13 protein-coding genes are annotated in these 15,748 nt (G+C 70.1%); 11 read left to right on the forward strand and 2 right to left on the reverse strand.

The features are described from left to right. Positions 1–39 precede the first annotated feature (39 nt). A complete protein-coding gene (locus ACOZ32_RS03390) occupies positions 40–2,175 on the forward strand; it encodes a (Fe-S)-binding protein (RefSeq protein ID WP_136361619.1) in 2,136 nt (711 codons plus the stop codon). Between the two features lie 75 nt (positions 2,176–2,250). Here the strand turns inward: ACOZ32_RS03390 and ACOZ32_RS03395 are convergent, their stop codons facing one another. Next, positions 2,251–2,817 carry a GNAT family N-acetyltransferase gene (locus ACOZ32_RS03395; protein ID WP_136361620.1) on the reverse strand — a complete coding sequence of 189 codons (567 nt, stop codon included), beginning with the start codon at positions 2,815–2,817 and terminating at the stop codon, positions 2,251–2,253. Positions 2,818–2,891: 74 nt separating this feature from the next. Between ACOZ32_RS03395 and ACOZ32_RS03400 the strand changes: the two genes are divergently transcribed. From ACOZ32_RS03400 to ACOZ32_RS03445, 10 genes are all read left to right on the forward strand, one after another. Further along, positions 2,892–3,080, forward strand: coding sequence for a hypothetical protein (locus tag ACOZ32_RS03400; RefSeq protein WP_136361621.1), 189 nt, complete (start codon positions 2,892–2,894; stop codon positions 3,078–3,080). A 156-nt stretch (positions 3,081–3,236) separates the two neighbouring features. Further along, on the forward strand, positions 3,237–4,217 hold the full coding sequence (gene hemB, locus ACOZ32_RS03405) for a porphobilinogen synthase (RefSeq protein ID WP_136361622.1): 981 nt from the start codon (positions 3,237–3,239) through the stop codon (positions 4,215–4,217). Positions 4,218–4,223: 6 nt separating this feature from the next. Next, complete coding sequence (locus tag ACOZ32_RS03410) at positions 4,224–4,886, forward strand: CPBP family intramembrane glutamic endopeptidase (RefSeq protein WP_136361623.1); 663 nt, start codon at positions 4,224–4,226, stop codon at positions 4,884–4,886. A gap of 95 nt (positions 4,887–4,981) precedes the next feature. Beyond that, a complete protein-coding gene (gene hemL, locus ACOZ32_RS03415; RefSeq protein ID WP_136361624.1) occupies positions 4,982–6,319 on the forward strand; it encodes a glutamate-1-semialdehyde 2,1-aminomutase in 1,338 nt (445 codons plus the stop codon). A 48-nt stretch (positions 6,320–6,367) separates the two neighbouring features. Beyond that, positions 6,368–6,886, forward strand: coding sequence for a hypothetical protein (locus ACOZ32_RS03420; RefSeq protein ID WP_136361625.1), 519 nt, complete (start codon positions 6,368–6,370; stop codon positions 6,884–6,886). Then, positions 6,883–7,410: a hypothetical protein gene (locus ACOZ32_RS03425; protein WP_136361626.1), complete on the forward strand. Its 528-nt coding sequence runs from the start codon at positions 6,883–6,885 to the stop codon at positions 7,408–7,410. The genes ACOZ32_RS03420 and ACOZ32_RS03425 overlap by 4 nt, the downstream gene beginning before the upstream one ends. A 56-nt stretch (positions 7,411–7,466) precedes the next feature. Next, on the forward strand, positions 7,467–8,657 hold the full coding sequence (hemC, locus tag ACOZ32_RS03430; protein ID WP_136361627.1) for a hydroxymethylbilane synthase: 1,191 nt from the start codon (positions 7,467–7,469) through the stop codon (positions 8,655–8,657). Position 8,658: 1 nt separating this feature from the next. After that, positions 8,659–9,399 (forward strand): uroporphyrinogen-III C-methyltransferase, encoded by a 741-nt coding sequence (cobA, locus tag ACOZ32_RS03435; RefSeq protein WP_010903739.1) that lies wholly within the window; start codon positions 8,659–8,661, stop codon positions 9,397–9,399. After that, a complete protein-coding gene (locus tag ACOZ32_RS03440; RefSeq protein ID WP_136361628.1) occupies positions 9,372–10,112 on the forward strand; it encodes a uroporphyrinogen-III synthase in 741 nt (246 codons plus the stop codon). The genes cobA and ACOZ32_RS03440 overlap by 28 nt, the downstream gene beginning before the upstream one ends. 38 nt (positions 10,113–10,150) lie before the next feature. Beyond that, positions 10,151–11,578, forward strand: coding sequence for a DHH family phosphoesterase (locus ACOZ32_RS03445; RefSeq protein WP_136361629.1), 1,428 nt, complete (start codon positions 10,151–10,153; stop codon positions 11,576–11,578). A gap of 8 nt (positions 11,579–11,586) precedes the next feature. On the opposite strand, the gene ACOZ32_RS03450 is transcribed toward ACOZ32_RS03445, so the two are convergent. Beyond that, positions 11,587–15,492 (reverse strand): PAS domain S-box protein, encoded by a 3,906-nt coding sequence (locus ACOZ32_RS03450; RefSeq protein ID WP_136361630.1) that lies wholly within the window; start codon positions 15,490–15,492, stop codon positions 11,587–11,589. Positions 15,493–15,748: the final 256 nt, after the last annotated feature.

Below are 15,748 nucleotides of genomic sequence, written 5' to 3' on the forward strand. Positions count from 1 at the left end.
TTGACAACCTTTATCTGGATCCTGTCCCGGAATACTGGTATGTATTCGACCGTGCTGGCGCAAACGGGGGGCGAGACCACACGCCCCACGTTCTGGCGCATCAGCCACGTCGGCGAGGCCATGTTCTACGGGCTCGCCGCGATGGCCGTCGCGATCTTCCTGTACGGCGTCTACCAGCGGTTCGCCACCTACGCCCGCGGCAGCGAGGACCCGACCGAGCGGCTGTCGAACCTCCCCGGACGCGTGGTGTCGGCCGCGAAGCTCGTCGCGTCCAACGAAAAGCAGTTCGACCGCGACCTGGTCGCGGGCCTGATGCATACGTTCATCCTGTGGGGGTTCCTGACGCTGCTCATCGGCACCACCATCCTCGCGATCGATATGGACGTCTGGACGAAAGCGCTGGGCCAGTCGTCGTTTTTCGTGGGTGAGTTCTACCTCTCGTACTCGCTGGTGATGGACGCCATGGGGCTGTTGTTCGTCGTCGGCGTCGGGGTCGCCATCTACCGGCGGTACTGGGTGCGCAACCAGCGCCTCTGGGGGAAACACACCAGCCGCGAGGACGACGCGTTCGTGTGGGCGCTGTTCCTGCTTGGGGTCGGCGGCTACGTCACGGAAGGCGTTCGCATCCTCGGCACCGGCTTCCCCAGCTTCGAGACCGTCTCGTTCGTCGGCTGGTTCGTCGCGGACGTGCTGTCGGCCGCCGGCGTCGACGGATCACTGGCGGCCGCGGCCTACCCCGTCATCTGGTGGAGTCACTCGATCCTGGCGCTGGGGTTCGTCGCCGCGGTCCCGTACGCCAAGCCGTTCCACATGATCTCCAGTTACGCCAACCTCGTCGCCCGCGACGCGGACGCCGGCCGCCGGCTCCCCCGCGTCCCCGCGGACGCCAGCCCCGAGGAGATCGGCCCGTCGGAGATCGAGGACTTCTCCTGGAAGCAGCTGCTCGACCACGACGCCTGCACGAAGTGTGGCCGCTGTTCGTCGGTGTGCCCGGCGAAGGCTGCCGGCCGCCCCCTGGACCCGCGGGACGTGATTCTGGACTTGAAATCCTACCGCGAGGGCGTGGCGTCCGGCGACCGCGAGGAGGTCGACATCGTCGCCGACGGCGGCACCTCGGTCATCGACGCGTCGACGATGGAGTCCTGCATGTCCTGTATGGCGTGCATGGACGCCTGCCCGGTGGACATCGAGCACGTCACGCAGTTCACGGAGATGAACCGCCGGCTCACGGAGTCCGGACAGATGAACAAGAACGTCGAGGACGCCGTGATGAACGCCTTCCAGAAGGGCAACACGTTCGGTGAGCCGGACCGCACGCGCCCGGACTGGGCCGACGACCTGGACTTCGAGGTTCCGGACGCCCGCGAGCAGTCCGTGGAGTACCTCTGGTACGTCGGCGACTACCCGAGCTACGACGAGCGCAACCAGCACATCGCACGCTCCCTGGCGACGGTCTTCGAGACGGCGGGCGTCGACTACGGCATCCTCTACGAGGACGAGCAAAACGACGGCAACGACATCCGCCGCGTGGGCGAGGAGGGACTCTACGAGATGCTCGCCGAGGACAACATCGCGGCGTTCGACGACTGCGATTACGAGAAGATCGTCTGCACGGACCCCCACTCGTACAACACCTTCTCCAACGAGTACGACCAGTTCGGCTTCGAGAACGCCGATTCGGTCTACCACTACACGCAGGTCGTCGAGGGCCTCGTGAACGAGGGCGCGCTCGGACTCTCGGGCACGGAGCTCGACGACACCGTCACCTACCACGACCCCTGCCATCTGGGGCGGTACAACGGCGAGTTCGAGGCCCCCCGTGAGGTCGTGCGCGCCACGGGCGTCACGCTCGACGAGATGCCCCGGAACCGCAGCGACTCCTTTTGCTGTGGCGGCGGCGGCGGCGGCCTCTGGATGGATTTCGACGAGGAGCCGAAACCCAGCGAGGAGCGCATCCGGGAGGCACTGGAGGACACCGACGCGGGGCCGGACGTCGACCGGTTCGTCGTCGCGTGCCCGATGTGCATGACGATGTACGAGGACGGCCGCAAGACCGGGGGCTACGAGGACGACATCGAGATCACGGACGTCACCGAGTTGCTCGTGGAAGCCATCGAGGCGAGCGGCGGTGCCGCCGCGAGCGGTGTCAGCGAGACACCGGCGGCTGCCGACTGAGTGCCATCGCACGACTGAACTGGTTCGCGCGTCGGAGGCCGGTGTGGTCGCCGCGACACCAGTCGACGCGCCGACTCAGTCGTCCAGCCACTCGTGGTCGAGCAGCCCGTAGGTGTAGGTGTCGACGTACTCGCCGTCCACGATGGCGTCGTCACGGCGCTGGCCCTCGCGCTCGAACCCCAGTTTCTCCAGGGCCGCCTGCGACGCCTCGTTGGGGGCGAGTACGTGGGCGTCGACCCTGTGGAAGCCCCGCTCGCCGAACACGTAGTCGAGGAACAGCGTCGTGGCCTCGGTGACGTAGCCGTTGCCCTGGTGGTCGGGCGCGATCCAGTACATCAGGCTGCCGTGCTCGCCCGCCTGGCTGACCCACGCGAACGCCACCTCGCCGACCGGCGTCGGGTTGTCGGCGTCGCTGCTCGCGGGCCCGTCCGTCGAGTCGTCACGGTCGTCGACGCAGATGAGAAAGCGATCGTCCGAGTCCTCGACTGACTCCGCAACGTCGTCGAGGGTGCGGATGTCGGTGTCGGTCAGCGGCACCCGCACGTCGGGCTGGTTGCGGCCGTACTGGATGAACTCGTGGTCTTCGTCCTCGATCGGGTGGAGAGAGACGGCGTCGCCGTCCGCGAATGCTGGGCCGGGCATGGTAGACAGTGACGCCGGCGGGCTGTTATAGCTTCGCTGAACGGGATTTTACTCGGCGGACTGACAGTCGGTCCGTGGCGGTTCACCGCGAGGTCGCTGAACGGGAACCCCCGGATGCGGGTGTCGTCGGCGTCCAACAGCACCCAGACCACGACGAACAACACGGCGGGCACGTCGAAAACGGGGTCGAGGCCGTAGCGCTCATAGAGCACGCCGGCGGTCGCGAGTCCGAGCAGCGAGGCCGCGAGACGTACAGCGCGTAGAACTGGAGGTGGTTCCCGTCCACACGCCCCGGAGATGTGACACCGCCAACCCGGTTGTGGAATCCGGCCGGCGGCCTGGGGGGTGTGGGCATCCTGGTAGCGGTCAGGACCGATGGTTCCGCGAACGCTTTTGCGGGGCCGGCCGGAGGACAACACATGGAGCTTCCACACCGACCGCGGCGACTCCGCCGCGACGGCGTCCGTGATCTGGTTTCGGAGACGACGTTGACCCCCGCCGACCTGGTTGCGCCCGTGTTCGTGGACGCGACGGCGGACGAACGCACCCCGATCCCGTCGATGCCCGGCCAGGAGCGCGTCCCGCTTGCCGACGCCGTCGACCGGACCCGGGAGATCCTCGACACCGGCGTCGAGGCCATCGTGCTGTTCGGCATCCCGGCGTCCAAAGACGACACCGGGAGCCGGGCGTACGCCGACGACGGCATCGTGCAGGAGGCGACGCGGCGCATCACCAGCGAGACCGACGCCTACGTCATCACCGACGTCTGTCTGTGTGAGTACACCAGCCACGGCCACTGCGGGGTCGTCGAGGCGGACGCCGACACCGACCCCACGCTCACGGTCAAAAACGACGAGACGCTGTCGCTGCTCGCGGAAACGGCGGTGTCGCACGCCGAGGCGGGCGCGGAGATGATTGCGCCGTCGGCGATGACCGACGGCATGGTAGATGCGATCCGGACTGCCCTCGACGACGCGGGGTTCAGCGACGTGCCGATCATGAGCTACGCCGCGAAATACGAGTCGGCGTTCTACGGGCCGTTCCGGGACGCCGCCGACGGCGCGCCGTCGTTCGGTGACCGCCGCCACTACCAGATGGACCCCGCCAACCGGCGGGAGGCCAGCCGCGAGGTCGCCCTGGACGTCGAGCAGGGCGCGGACGTGCTGATGGTCAAGCCCGCGTTGCCGTACCTCGACGTGGTGAGCGACGTGCGCCGCGAGTTCGACCGCCCGGTCGCGGCGTACAACGTCTCCGGGGAGTACGCGATGTTGCACGCCGCCGCCGAGAAGGGCTGGCTGGACCTCGAATCGGTCGCCCACGAGAGCCTGCTGTCGATCAAGCGCGCGGGCGCGGACCTCATCATCACGTACTTCGCCGAGGACGTGGCCGAGACCCTCTGACGGCGGATGGACTGGGTGGTCGTCCTGGGCGGCCTCGCGCTCTCGCTCGGCGGCTTCGAGGCGGTGTCCCGACTGCAGGACCGGCTCGGGCGGCCGAGCGACGGCCTCGAACCGCACGTCTGGAAGTGGCTAGTGCCGGCCGCCGTCGCCGGCTACGTCCTCGCCGTCGAGGGACGGCCGCTCTCGTCCATCGGCTGGACGGTCGCCGGCCCGCTGCCGTTCGCGTACCACACCGCCGTCGGCCTCGCCGCGATGCTCGGCAGCGCACTCCTGTTCTCGCCGCTGTGGGAGGCGCTGGGCACGGCAGACGCGATGCGGGACGGGATGGCGGCGTTCACGGACCGCTCGGTGGCCGAGCGACTGGTCGTCGCCGGGACGGCCGGTGTCACTGAGGAAGTCCCCTATCGGGGGTACGCCGTCGAGCGCGTGACCGCGCTCACCGGGAGCCCGCTGCTCGCGGCCGCCGTCTCCCTCGTGGCGTTCCTCGCCGCCCACGTCGGCGAGCACTGGTCGCGGGCCGCCGCCGTCCAGATGGCCCAACCGACCGTCGTGTTGCTCGCGCTCTACCTCTGGACGCACAGCCTCCCGGTCGTGATGGCCGTCCACGCGCTTAACGACGCGGTCGGCCTGCTGCTGGCCGGCGACACCACGGCGCGCCCAAGCGAGTGAACACGCCGGTGCGTTCGCCTGCGAGAACGGTGGTCGCCGCCGGATCGAGCGCCGAACCCGACACCTATTTTCGGGGACCGGCCCAACCCGAGGGCATGAACCGCGAGACGTCCCGGGAGCTCTACGACCGGTCGCTCGACGTGCTCGTCGGCGGCGTAAACTCCACCGTGCGAGCCGCGCCACAGCCGTACCCGACGTTCGTGCAGTCCGGGGACGGCGGCCACGTCATCGACGCCGACGGCAACCGGTATATCGACTGGGTGATGGGGCTCGGCCCGCTGCTGTTGGGCCACGACCTCCCCCAGCCGGTCACGGCCGCGATCCAGCGCCGCGCCAGCGACGGCCCGCTGTTCGGCACACCGACCGAGATCGAAGTCGAGCACGCCGAGTTCGTGGCGCGCCACGTCCCCAGCGTGGAGCTGCTGCGCTTCGTGAACTCCGGCACCGAGGCGACGGTGTCGGCCGTGCGGCTCGCCCGCGGCTACACCGGCCGGAACAAGATCGTCGTGATGCAGGGCGGCTATCACGGCGCACAGGAGTCCACGCTCGTGGAGGGCGACGCCGATCACCGTGGCCCCTCCTCCGCGGGCATCCCGCCGGCGTTCGCCCAGCACACCATCCCGGTGCCGTTCAACGACGCCGACGCTGTCACTGAGGTGTTCGAGACCCACGGCGACGACATCGCCGCCGTGCTCGTCGAGCCGATCCTGGCGAACAAGGGCATCGTCGAGCCGGTCGCGGGCTACCACGAGACGCTGCGGGACCTCACCCACGACCACGGCGCGCTGCTGATCTGGGACGAGGTCATCACGGGCTTCCGGGTCGGCGGGCTGGGCTGCGCGCAGTCCGAATTCGACATCACCCCGGACGTCACGACGTTCGGGAAGATCATCGGCGGCGGCTTCCCGGTCGGCGCGATCGGCGGCCGCACGGACGTCATGGAGGAGTTCACGCCGACCGGCGACGTGTTCCAGGCGGGGACGTTCTCCGGGCATCCGGTGACGATGGCGGCCGGCCTGGAGACGCTCCAGTACGCCGCCGAAAACGACGTCTACGAGCACGTGAACCGCCTCGGGGGGCGGCTCCGCGAGGGGTTGGCAGCGGTGGTCGCCGAACACGCGCCCGCGTACACTGTCGTGGGCCGTGATAGTATGTTCAAAGTGGTGTTCACGCGCGATGGCGACGCGCAGTCGGGCGCGTGCACCGACGGCTGCCGCCAGGAGCCCGACTGTGAGCGCCACGCCGCCTGCCCGAAAACCGGGGCCGACGTCGGCGACGCCGCCGTCCAGCGCTGGAACCGCGTGTTCCGCCCGCAGCTGCTGGACGCCGGCGTGTTGCTCTCCCAGAACCAGTTCGAATCACAGTTCGTCTCGTACGGCCACACCGAGGCGGACGTCGACGAGACCATCGAGGCGTACCGGAACGCGCTCTGAGGGGGTCTGCGGCGGGGGTTTTTCTCACAGCACGTCGAACGCCCCGGCATGGTGTCCGACCGCGGCGACGATGCGGACGGCAGTGGCGGCCGCCGAAGCGACCCGATCACGCCGGGCGGCGGCGGCCCGGATCACGCCCGAGAGATCGGCGAACAGCCCGACGGAGTGGACTCGGAGTGGTGGTACTGGGTGGCGGCGGTGCCCGCCTACTGGGTGGTGGGTTCCGCCGTCGGGGTCGCGTTCGCGGCCGTGGTGGGAGTGCTTCTGGTCACGGGCGTGGTTGCCGGCGGGCCGGCCGTACGCGTCAGCGCCGGGTTCGGCGTCGTCAGCCTCGCACTCATCGTGGTCGCGGTGCTGCTTGCGTTCGTCGGGATGATCGTCTCGCTGGTGTTCCCGGTCGCCGTTTTCCGCGACGCCGAGGCGGTCGCGGCCGTGCGCGGCGACTGGCAACCCGACCCCGCGAGCTACGGCCTGGTCGGCCTCGTGGGGGTCGTGGTGCAGCCGCTGCAAGTGGCGCTCGCCGTGTACTACCTGTATAAGAGGCACGAGTCCATAGGCCGACCATGAGCGAGCATCGCGTGCGCTCCCGGTCGTGGTACTGGATCGGTGCCCTCCCGCTGGTGGTGGCGCTCTGGGTCGTGGCCGCGGCCTGGATGGTTGGCATCATCGTGGTGGTGCCGGAGGCGTACGCCTCGGTGGAGGCAGCCGTCTACCTGCCGGCGGTCGCGTTCGGCGTGCCGGCGGTCGGAGTCTACCTGGCGTTCCCGATCGCGGCGTACCTGGACACGCGGGCGATCCGGAACGCGACGGACGCGACGCTGCTGGGGATGGCGCGCACCACGCCGCTGCTGGCGACCGCACCGCTGCTGGCGACCGCCGTCGATGTGGTGTTGGTGTACGGGCTGGTGGCGCTGTTCCGCGGGCCGTCGCTGAGGAGCGGGTCACCGCGGGGCGGCGTGTTGCTCGGTGCTGCGGTGGTTGGCGGGACCGCGCTCGCCATCCTGTACGTGCGCGCCCGCCGCGGAGTGGTGGTGATGCCGTCGGGGTTCCGGGAGTGGCGCGCGGAGTTCCGGGAGAACGAGCGCGTGTAGGAACGCCGCCGCAGCGGAACGCAGAGGGTTTCAATCGGGAGCGCGGAGGCTGAGACATGAGCAGCCAGCAGATTCGACTCGCGACACGGGGGTCTGACCTCGCGCTCCGGCAGGCCGGCGAGGTCGTCGACACCCTCGAGGACCGCCGCCACGACGTCGAACTCGTTGAAGTGGAGACGGAGGGCGACCGCGTGACCGACGCGCTCATCAGCGACCTCGGGAAGACCGGCGCGTTCGTGCGCGCGCTCGACCAGGAGGTCATGGAGGGCACCGTCGACGCCGCCGTGCACTCGATGAAAGACGTGCCGACCGAGGTTCCCGAGGACCTCGTTGTGGCCGCGGTGCCCCACCGGGAGAACCCCGCGGACGTGCTCGTCACTCCGGGCGGCACCGATCTCGAAGACCTGCCGGCCGGCAGTGTCGTGGGCACCGCGAGCCTGCGGCGGGGCGCGCAAGTGCAGGCCCACCGGCCCGGCCTCGACGTCGAGCCCATCCGCGGGAACGTCGGCACGCGCGTGGAGAAGCTGCTCGCGCCGGCGCTGCACCGCGAGCACGAGCGCCGCACCGAGGCCGAGAAGGAAGCCCAATCCCGGGACGCCCGCGAACAGCGCCGCGGCGACTACACCGCCGACATCGAGGCGGGCGTCGAGAACCTCGACACCGAGGACGGCGAAAAAAGAGCCCCCGACGACGGTGACGACACCGCGTCGAGCAGCGAGTTCGAGCAGTCGGTCACGGAGTGGTTCGACTCGCTGACGCCGCTCCAGCAGTCCGCGATGGAGCGCGACCCGGACACCGAGTACGACGCGCTGGTGATGGCGCGCGTGGGCTTGGAGCGCACCGGCCTGCTGCACCACGTCGGCATCGAGGAGCTGTCGACGGGCACGCACGTGCCGGCGACGGGGCAGGGGGCGCTCTGTGTGACCGCGCGCCGGGACAGCGACGTGGTCGACACGCTCCGGGACGCCCTCGAACACGTCCGGACGCGCGTGGAAGTGACCGCCGAGCGCGTCGTGCTCGAGGAGCTTGGCGGCGGCTGCATCGCGCCCATCGGCGTGCACGCCCTCGTGCAGGGTGACACCATCCGGACGGCCGTGCAGGTGTTCAGCCAGGACGGCAGCGAGCAGGTCGGGGAGACCCGCGAGCTGGACGCCGAGCAGTACGCGACGGACGCCCGCGAACTCGCCGCCGACCTGCGCGATCGGGGTGCCGCGGACCTCATCGAGGACGCGCGCACGGAGGCCTGAAATGACCGGCACAGTCTACCTCGTGGGGAGCGGCCCCGGTGATCCGGAGCTGCTGACGGTGAAGGCGACGCGGCTGCTGGAGGCGGCCGACGTGGTGTTACACGACAAGCTCCCCGGTCCGGAGATCCTGTCGTCGATCCCCGAGGGGAAACGCGAGGACGTCGGGAAGCGCGCGGGCGGCGAGCGCACCCCCCAGTCGGAGACGAACGCGCGACTCGTCGAGCTCGCCGAGGACGGCAACGACGTGGTGCGGCTGAAGGGCGGCGACCCGTTCGTGTTCGGGCGGGGCGGCGAGGAGATGCTGTACCTCGCCGAGCACGGCGTCGACTTCGAGGTCGTGCCGGGCGTCACGTCGCCGGTTGCCGCGCCGGCGGCGGCCGACATCCCGGTCACGCACCGCGACCACGCCTCCTCGGTGTCGTTCGTCACCGGCCACGAGGACCCCGGCAAGGACGAATCCGCCGTCGACTGGGGGGCGCTGGCCGACACCGGCGGCACCATCGTCGTGTTGATGGGCGTCGGGAAGCTGCCGGAGTACACCGCCGCGCTCCGGGACGCGGGGATGGACCCCGAGACGCCGGTTGCGCTCGTCGAGAAGGGAACGCGGCCCGGCCAGCAGGTCGCCACGGGCACCCTGGCCACGATCGTTGCGGCCCGCGACGAGGCGGGGATTTCGCCGCCCGCGATCACCGTCATCGGCGGCGTCGCTGGCCTCTGGGACGGGGTGGAGGGCGAGCCGTGAACGCCGCGGTGTTCCGGCCCGACGACGACCGCATCGCGGACGCCGTCGCGCTGCTCGACGACCTGGGCGCTGTGCCGGTTCCGGATCCGATGCTGGCCGTCGACCCGACCGGGGCTGTCCCCCGCGGGGACGGCGCTGTCGTCGTCGTCACGAGCAAGACCGGCGTCGAACTCGCCGCCGACAGCGGGTGGACGCCGGGCGGCGGGCGGCTGGCAGCCATCGGGCCGGCGACCGCCGACGCCTGCCGCGAGGCGGGCTGGACGGTCGACGTGGTCCCCGAGGAGTACACCAGCGCCGGGCTCGTCGCCGCGTTGGACGGCGACATCGACGGCGCGCGCGTCGAGGTGGCGCGCTCGGACCACGGCTCGGCGGTGCTCACTGACGGGCTGGCCGAGGCCGGCGCGTACGTCCACGAAACGGTGCTGTACGCGCTCACGCGTCCGGCGGGCGCGGGTGACTCCACGGAACTCGCCGCCGCCGGCGATCTCGACGCGGCGCTGTTCACGTCCTCGCTGACCGTCGAGCACTGGCTGGCGGCCGCCCGCGAGCGCGGCATCGAGTCGGCCGCCCGCGAGGGGCTCGCCGACGCCACGGTGGGTGCCATCGGCCCGCCGACGGCCGAGACGGCCGCCGACCACGGCATCAGCGTCGACGTGGTGCCCGACGACGCCGGCTTCGAGGCGCTGGCGCGGGCCACCATCGAGGACGCGTAGGCGGACGTTTTTACGCGAGTGCGCGCTATCCGGGAGTGATGGACACCGACGGCCCCCCCGTGCCGGCGCTGGCCGAGCGCGCAGCGGCCTGCGCGGACGCCCTGCGGGACGCCGACAGCGTCCTCGTGGCGTCGCACATCGACGCCGACGGCCTGACGAGCGCGGGCATCGCGTCGACGGCCCTGGAGCGTGCGGCCATCCCCCACGAGGTCGTGTTCTCGAAGCAACTCGACGACGAGGAAATCGCCGACATTGCGGGCGCTGACCACGGGACAGTGCTGTTCACCGACTTCGGCAGCGGGCAACTGGACGCGATCACCGCCCACGAGCGGGCGGGCGAGTTCACGCCGGTGATCGCCGACCACCACCAGCCCGCCGAGAACGCCGCCACCGACTACCACCTCAACCCGCTGCTGGAGGGCGTCGACGGCGGCACCGAGCTGTCCGGTGCGGGCGCGACCTACGTGCTTGCGCGGGCGCTGCTCGGAGCGGACGCCACGGATCTGGCGGCGCTGGCTGTCGTCGGCGCGGTCGGCGACCGCCAAACCGTCGACGGCGAACTCGTCGGCGCGAACACCCGCGTCGCGGCCGACGGCGTCGAGGCGGGCGTGCTGGACACCGCCACCGGGCTCGCGCTGTACGGCACGCAGACGCGGCCGCTGCCGAGGCTCCTGGAGTACGCAAGCGAGCTGTACATCCCGGGCATCACGAACGACCACCAGGGCGCGATCCGGTTCCTCGACGCCCTCGATGTCGACCTCCACGACGGCGGCGACTGGCGGACGTGGGCGTCACTGGACCACGACGAGCGCCGAACCGTCGTCAGCGCGCTCGTCAAGCGCGCCGTCCGGACCGGCGTTCCCAGCGCGGAAGTGACGACCCTCGTGGGCACGACGTACACGCTCACCGACGAGGAGCCCGGCACCGCGCTGCGGGACGCAAGCGAGTTCGCCACGCTGCTGAACGCGACGGCGCGCTACGAGCGCGCCGACGTCGGGCTCGCGGTCTGCATGGGGGACCGCGGTGACGCGCTTGAGCGCGCGCGGTCGCTCCGCGAGGAACACCGGCAAACGCTCTCCGAGGGCGTGTCGTGGGTGACACGGGAGGGCGTCACCGTCGAGGACGACCTCCAGTGGTTCCACGCCGACGACCGCATCCGGGAGACCATCGTGGGCATCGTCGCTGGGATGGCGCTGAGCGGCGACGAAACCGAGAACGACCGCCCCATCGTCGCGTTCGCGGCCAAGGACGACGAGCCCGCGGTGAAGGTGTCGGCGCGCGCCACCGCCAGGGTCGTCGACGCCGGCGTGGATCTCGCGGTGGTCGTTCGAGAGGCCGCGGCTGCGGCCGGCGGCGACGGGGGCGGCCACGAGGCCGCCGCGGGTGCAACCGTGCCGGCGGGCAACGAGCGGGCGTTCCTGGACGCCGCCAGCGGCGTGCTCGCCGCCCAGCGCGGCGGCGACTAGCACCGCGGTCAGGGATCGGTCTCGAACTCGAAGCGCGCGCCGCCGTCCGCGCCCGCCGTCACGACGACCGCCCAGCCGTGGGCTTTGGCGATGTCCTCGACGATCGACAGCCCGAACCCGGTGCCGGCGTCGCTTGAGGTGACGCCGTGATCGAGCACGTCGCCGCGCTCGTCTTCGGGGATCCCGTCGCCGTCGTCGGCGACGTAAAACCCCTCGCGGTCGGCGAGCTGGCCGACCGTCACCGTGACAGCAGCGCCCCCGTGTTCGACGGCGTTCCGGAACACGTTCTCGAACAGTTGGGTCAGTCGGCTGCCGTCGCCGGACACAGTGCGGAGGTCGTCGCGGACGCACAGCGTCGCTTCGGCCGTGTCGACGTAGCCCCACGACTCGGTCGTCACTGCGTGCAAGTCGACGCACTCGGCGTCGGTGACCGTCGACTCGCCGCTGGCCAGCGTGAGCAGGTCGTCGATGAGCCGCGCCATGCGGTCGTGGGCGGACTCGATCCGGTCGAGGTACTCCAACTCCCCGGTGTCCGCGACGATATCCAGGAACCCTGTGGCGACCGAGAGGGGGTTCCGGAGGTCGTGGGCGACGACGCTCGCGAACTGATCGAGGCGCTCGTTTTGTCGCTGCAGTTCGGTCTCGCGGGTCGCGCGAGCGAGCGCCGCTGCCACGGTCGACCCCAGGATCCGGAACAGATCAACGTCGGTGTCCGAGAACGTCTGCCCGGCGGTCGCCCCCACACCGAGGACACCGAACCCGCCGAGGGGCACGAACAGGCCGCTTTCCAGGGGGGTCCCCGACGCCACCAGATCGGACTGGTGTTCGAGGTCGTCGTACACGTGCAGCTCCGCGGACTCGAAGGCGTCCCACGCGAGGCTGTCGCCGGACTGCAGGGTCGGGATGTCGTCGAACGCCTCCCGCGTGGCGCCCGTCGCGGCGAGTGGCACCAACGACGCCGACTGCTCGTCGTGCTCCCAGACGGCGGTGAGGTCGTACCCGAGCACGTCGGCCGCCACCTCGACGGCGATCTCACCCACCGCCGCGCTCGACTGCGCGCTCGTGAGCCGCCGCGCAGTCTCCTGGAGGGCGCGCAGCTTCGCCTCCAGTTGCTTCTGGGGAGTGATGTCCTCAAGCACGGCGAGGAGGCTGGTCGTCTCCCCGTCAGCGCCCGGGACCGGCGCGGCGGACAGGAGCACATCCAGGTCGCCACCCGACTTCGTCTGGCGGCGCAGCTCCATCCCGCGGATCCGCTCGCCGCCCAGGACGCGCTGACGGTGGTCCTCGAACTCGTCGCGCTGGCTGTCCGGAACGACCGGATTGAACTCGCCGACCACCTCCTCGCGGGTCCACCCGAACATCGACTCGGCCTCGTCGTTCCAGCGCGTGACCGTGCCGTCCGGGTCGATCTCCATCACCGCAAGCGGGGTTGCCTCGATGAGCGACTCCAGGCGCTGGTTGGTTGCTTCGAGGCTGCGCTCGCGCTCGACCTGGTCGGTGACGTTGCGCGCGATGCCGACGATGCGAACGATCTCGCCGTCGACGACCACCGGTGCCAACCCCGTATCCCAGAACCGGGCGTCCGGGCCGACATCCAACTCCTCGCGGTACGAGATCGGGGCGCACTCGTCGACACAGCGGCGGTAGTTCGCGGCGACCTCGCTGCCCTGTTCGTCGCCGAAGATCTCCCGCGGCGTCTTCCCTTTGACCGCCGCCGTCTCCAAGCCGGTTTGGGCCTCGTAGCCGGGGCTGAGCCGCGCGAACTCGAAGCGCGGCTCGTCGCCGGTGGTGTCGACGTCGAGCAGGAAGATCGCGTCACCGGACGTCTCCAGGAGCGCCTCGTACTCCTCGGCGAGCGCTTTGTGCTCGCGCTCCCGGGACTTCCGCCCGGTGATGTCCTGGATCACTCCCCGCAGCGTCCGAGCACCGTGCTGTGGGCTGTCGACGCGCTCGCCCCACGCGCGGACGTCACGCACCACGCCGTCCGGACGCACGATCCGGAGATCGAGGTCGTACGGCTCCCCCTCGTCGAGTGCACGGTCGACGGCCGCTGCGATCGTCTCCCGGTCGTCGGGATGGTAGGCGTCGATCGCGTCGTCGAACGACGGCTCGTACCCCGGATCGACGCCGTGGATCCGGCGGACGCCGTCGGACCACTCGAGCGACCCCGTCGACGGGGCGTACTCGAACACACCGACGTTGGCGGTCTCCTGCATGCGCTCGAAGAGGAACTGGCGACGCTGGAGTTCCGCGCGGTCGCGGCCCCGGGAGAGTTCCGCGCTGACGAGTTCCGCCAGCAGCTCGACGAGCGTCTCCTCGATCGCGTCGAAGTCGGCGACCCGCGTGGCCGGACTGGAGAAGTTGATCGTCCCGTAGCGGTCGCCGTCCACGATCAGCGGCGCGCCGACGTACGACTGGAGGCCGAGCTCCTCGTAGGCGGGGTGGGTCTCGCGCCCGTCGGCGGTGGCGTCACTGAACGAACAGACGGTGTCACTGCGGACGACTGATTCACAGTACGTCGTCGCCAGATCGAACTCGTCGCCGGGCGCGATGTCGACGCCGGACGTGTGTGCGGCTTTGACGGTGTACTGCTCGCCGTGGATGTGGGACACGATCCCGATCTCCAGGTCCAACGCCTGACACCCCACCGCCAGCAGCGCTTCGAGGCGTTCGTCGACGGACAGCTCCGTCTCAGCCACGACGCGCTGGATCTCCCGGAGTGCGTCCCGCTCGCGTTCGAGGTGTCGCCGCACGTCGCTTTGCTCGGTGATGTCTCGCCCGACAACCAGGACCTGGCGGTCGACCGCAGTCCGGAACGGCGTGAACCGAACGTCGAGCGTGCGGGTGTCGTTGCCGGCGTCGAAGTCGATTGGCAGGTTGACATCGTAGAATCCGGCGGTGCCGCCGTCGCTTTCGAGTTCCGCCAGCGTCGAGTCGATCGCGTCCGAAACGCTCGTCGCGTCGGCGGTGCTGCCGCGGTCCTCGATGATCGTCGGCAGGTGGTGACCGACCAGCGGCGCGGACTGTGTGCCGCCGATCACGCGCTGTGCGGCGGCGTTGGCGAACTCAACGACGCCCGCATCGTCGACGACGAAGACGACATCGTGGATGTGGCGGAGGATCGTCTCGCTGCGCTCCAGCGCCAGGGCCTGCTCGCGCTCGTCGGTGATCTCCTGGGAGAACACGGTCAACCCGTCGTCGTCGGGGAACGCCCGAACGTCGACCCAGTAGTCGAAGGGCGCGCCGAGGCGCTGTTCGGACGACACCGACTCGCCGGTTTCCATCGCCGTGCGGTACTGTTCTTCCAGGGGCGTCCCGACCAGCGAGGGGAACTCCTCCCAGAGTACGGTGCCGACCACGGCGTCACGATCACAGTCGATGCGGTCGGCCATCGTCTCGTTCATGTATTCGATGCGCCAGTCCTCGTCGACGGCGTAGACGGCGTCCGTGGAGCGTTCGAGCGTCCGTCGGAACCGGTCCGACATCTCCTCGGCGACCGTCTCCTTGCGGGCTGCCTCGGCGAGCGTCCGGACGCGGCGCGCGAGCAACTCGAAGCTGCGCTGGCCGGCATGAATCGGGAGGTAGTCGGAGACGCCCGCGCGCGTCGCCTCGCTTGCGATCCGCTCGCTGCCCCGGCCAGTGAACAGGATCGTTGGCGGATCGTGGTCGGTGTCGTGAATCCGTTCGAGGAGGTCGATCCCCGTGGTGTCCGGCAGCGAGTACGACGTGACGACGCAGTCGATTGCCGATTCGTCGAGCCGGGCGAGTGCATCGGCTGCGGTCCCCACCGTGGTGACGGTAAACGATGCCGGCGCGCTCTGGAGCTTCCTGCGAGTGAGTTCAGCGAAGTCGTCGTCGTCGTTCACGTACAGCACGTGAACCGGGCTGGCTGCACCGGCGTCCAGCGTGGTCATCTGCGTCTGTACGTTGTGTAGTTATATTAACTATGTGCTGGCGGCCGCTGTGGACGGCCAGCGTAAGGCGGGCGGCCGCCGCCACGAGACCCCCTCTTTGAGGGTGGCCCGGCTGTTTGGTGCCGTGTGACTGAGCTGCTATCCCTCAGGATCCCGATCATTGAACTCGTGAACAACTGTGCCACGTGAGTTCTGTATTGCAGTATGTGCTTTATTGTAGTGGCGGGCCGGGATGGCACGGTGACTACGATGGCAA

The organism is Halobacterium sp. MBLA0001 (assembly GCF_049705385.1).
Lineage (GTDB): Archaea > Halobacteriota > Halobacteria > Halobacteriales > Halobacteriaceae > Halobacterium > Halobacterium salinarum.

Bases quoted from the DNA above. Each gene is read 5' to 3' on its own strand.
- hemC (WP_136361627.1), top strand. From the start codon at position 7,467: ATGAGCAGCCAGCAGATTCGACTCGCGACACGGGGGTCTGACCTCGCG.
- ACOZ32_RS03410 (WP_136361623.1), top strand. From the start codon at position 4,224: ATGGACTGGGTGGTCGTCCTGGGCGGCCTCGCGCTCTCGCTCGGCGGC.
- ACOZ32_RS03395 (WP_136361620.1), bottom strand. From the start codon at position 2,817: ATGCCCGGCCCAGCATTCGCGGACGGCGACGCCGTCTCTCTCCACCCG.
- cobA (WP_010903739.1), top strand. From the start codon at position 8,659: ATGACCGGCACAGTCTACCTCGTGGGGAGCGGCCCCGGTGATCCGGAG.
- ACOZ32_RS03420 (WP_136361625.1), top strand. From the start codon at position 6,368: ATGGTGTCCGACCGCGGCGACGATGCGGACGGCAGTGGCGGCCGCCGA.
- ACOZ32_RS03445 (WP_136361629.1), top strand. From the start codon at position 10,151: ATGGACACCGACGGCCCCCCCGTGCCGGCGCTGGCCGAGCGCGCAGCG.
- ACOZ32_RS03390 (WP_136361619.1), top strand. From the start codon at position 40: ATGTATTCGACCGTGCTGGCGCAAACGGGGGGCGAGACCACACGCCCC.
- ACOZ32_RS03425 (WP_136361626.1), top strand. From the start codon at position 6,883: ATGAGCGAGCATCGCGTGCGCTCCCGGTCGTGGTACTGGATCGGTGCC.
- ACOZ32_RS03450 (WP_136361630.1), bottom strand. From the start codon at position 15,492: ATGACCACGCTGGACGCCGGTGCAGCCAGCCCGGTTCACGTGCTGTAC.
- hemL (WP_136361624.1), top strand. From the start codon at position 4,982: ATGAACCGCGAGACGTCCCGGGAGCTCTACGACCGGTCGCTCGACGTG.
- hemB (WP_136361622.1), top strand. From the start codon at position 3,237: ATGGAGCTTCCACACCGACCGCGGCGACTCCGCCGCGACGGCGTCCGT.